Source organism: Trichlorobacter sp. (assembly GCF_034008105.1).
Classification (GTDB): domain Bacteria; phylum Desulfobacterota; class Desulfuromonadia; order Geobacterales; family Pseudopelobacteraceae; genus Trichlorobacter.
Window position 1 is genome coordinate 1 of record NZ_JAVEPN010000039.1, and the last position, 3,024, is coordinate 3,024.

Sequence of the window (3,024 nt, forward strand, 5' to 3'; positions counted from 1 at the left end):
ATTATTTATTTTACTTTTAAGTTCGTGTAATCAAGATTCACTGAGTAATTCATCTTTGTCTGATTCGCTTAATAGTGATTCGATTTCTGGTGAATCAAGTGAAATAACATCAAATACAAGTGCTGATGAAGAATCAATCTTACCATCAATTTCTGAGTTACCACCCGCCGAATACGAAGATAGTCTTGATGGTGACGGCTGGGTTGATGGTTACCTATACATTCACTATTTACGAAGCGACCCACTGACATATGATGATTATTTTGTTTGGGCCTGGCAAAAAGTCCCTAGTGATAATGAAGGTCAGCAATTTAATTGGTCGGGTTATGATCAAGCTGGCGCTTATGTGGCGATTAACCTCGAAAGTGCTGACTTCCTTGGTTCGACAAAAGTCGGATTTCTTATTGTTACAAAAGAATCATTAACTAAATCAGCGGGAATGTGGGAATCAGATTCCGGTGGTGATGTTTATTTATCAAATATTAATGAAAATGTTCGTCCCAATGGGACAGTTCACGTCTTTACAACTGAAGGTCGTAGTGCCGAGCCATCATATATTTATAGTGATGAAGAAGTAAATAATCCCTATGCCGATCCTAGCGATAGTTCAATGGAATCTAAAAACAATATTAATAGTAGTGCGCCATCGCTTTATCGCGTTCCGCCAACTTCACCAGATTTCCTTAATGAAGCAGGTGTTGGTTACCAAATTCAAGTGGCTTCATTTGCCGATAGTAACGAAGATGGCTTAGGCGATATCCGCGGAATCATTAATAAATTAGACTACATATCAGATCTTAATGTCGACGTCATTTGGTTAACACCTGTTCAAGATTGTGAATCATATCATGGTTATGACACAATCAACTTTTTCCAAGTTGATGCACGGTTTGGTTCGTTAGAAGATTACCGTGAACTGATTCAAGTTGCGCATAGCAAAGGCATTCGTGTCTTAATGGATTTAGTTGTTAATCATACATCGAAGAATCACTTATGGTTTAAAGCTTCAGCTAGTCTTGCGATGGGTACTGATATCAATGGTAATCAAATTGATTATCGTAATTTCTACCATTGGAAATATTCTTTAACTCCATTACAAGCTCCATGGTATCGTTATGCCACCACTAATTATTATTATTACGGCAAATTCGGTTCATCGATGCCCGAATTAAATTATGACTATCAAGGAACGCGTGATGCGATGCTTGATGTTGCGAAATTCTGGCTGGGATTTGGCCTTGATGGTTTCCGAATTGATGCGGTTAAACACATCTACATGAAAGATGAAGTGGAAACGGTTTCTGGCGATGTTTTTAAAGACGACATTGATCCAAGCACCGGTGTTGATTATTCGACCAATCAAACAAAGAATCTACATTTTTTCCGAGAGTTCTCCGCTAAACTTAAGGCCTTATATCCAAACACGTTTATTGTTGGTGAAAACTTTGATGGCTGGGATGCGCGCATCGCTCCGTATTATCAAGGGATGGATTCGCAGTTTGATTTTGCCGCCTATTATCACTTTGTAAATAATACTTTTTATCAGTCGGGCGAAAACAAAGCAAATGTTGAGGCAACGGATAAAGTAAGCAACAAATACAATATGTTTAATACTGAACGCAACGATCGTGCGATTAACAGTGGCTTTACCTCTAATCATGATGTTGAACGTATGCTTAATCATGTTAATAACGACCGCACAGGGATTGGTGCGACAGTTAGCGAACAGCACACCGCGATTACGGCGTCTAATGCACCAAATGCGCTTGAAAAAGCCCGTTTATACGCTGCTACTTTGATTCTTCAACCAGGCTTAACATTCATTTATTATGGTGATGAACTCGGAATGAGCGGTAACATCGTACCTAATAACGCAGAAAATGCTCCGGAACTAGCAATTGGTGAGGATTACCATCTCGACCGTTGGTATCGGCAGCCGATGAAGTGGGATAGTAACGATAGTGATCCTGCGAATACTGCTTATACATTCTCTGGCTATCAAGTTGCTTGGGATGATTACAACCGTAATGCGTTAAAAGGTGTGGATTTACAAGAAGGCGATAATAACTCTTTATTAAATTTCTTCCAAGATTTAACCGCAATAAAATCAAATAGTGCCTACTACGAGACGTTTATTCGGGGAAACTACGCGGGTATTTATAACGGAAATGAAAATGTGTTTTCGTTCTCACTTACCTACGAAACACATGTAGCGCGTGTTTATATTAACTTTGGCCTTGCTTCCGCTACACCAAGTGGAGCAACAGGGACAATTTTATATTCTTATAAAAACGCAAATTTATCTTCCTTACCTGGACAAAGCATCCTCGTAACTTATCAATAGGAGAACACATATGAAAAAAAATCTCTTAGCTTTTGCATTATTAGCATTAATGATTAGTAACGTCGATTATTCTTCTAAGCCACAACAATTTGAACTTGCCGCTGTTGAACAAAATGTGACAGTCTATTTAAATCTGACTAGTATTGGTCTTATCGATGGTAGCGCTGGCAGTGTCGTTGAAGGAAAATATATCGAAAATGGTTATACCTATCAAGCACTTGCCAATACTGCACTACCTGATGCTACGCGCATCACATCAACCACCGGTGCGAAATTTCTTCATTGGGTGGTGCCAAGTGAAAATGGTCTTCAAGCAGTTGACGTGATGCCAAGCGTTAATAGTTTAATTCTACAAGCCTGGTGGGAAGAAATTACACCGCCACTTGCAGATGGAGAAGAGCCATTACCAACTGGTTACGCATATTTAGCCGTCGATGGCGTCAGTGTTGATACTTATCAACTCACTAAAGGTTTCTCAACTGTGCTAAACACGGATGAGTATTCGCTGCTCGGAGTTAGTTTAACCAAAGACTTAGAGTTCTCAATTAAAACTAGTGCTGATATCTTTGGCATTAATGAAACAAGTTTTCCGACCTATAAAACAAACTTTTTGGAAAACGGGACAACGCGGCGTGTTGGTTATACACTGAGTGCCAGTTCCACAAATTTATCAGCAGATT

General features: G+C 39.4%; 2 protein-coding genes. Both read left to right on the top strand.

What is annotated here, in order from left to right:
* The coding region (locus RBQ93_RS12380) for an alpha-amylase family glycosyl hydrolase (RefSeq protein ID WP_320372429.1) at positions 1-2,344 on the top strand (2,344 nt) is incomplete at its 5' end.
* Positions 2,345-2,354: 10 nt separating this feature from the next.
* On the top strand, positions 2,355-3,024 hold a 670-nt coding region (locus RBQ93_RS12385; RefSeq protein ID WP_320372430.1), incomplete at its 3' end, for a hypothetical protein.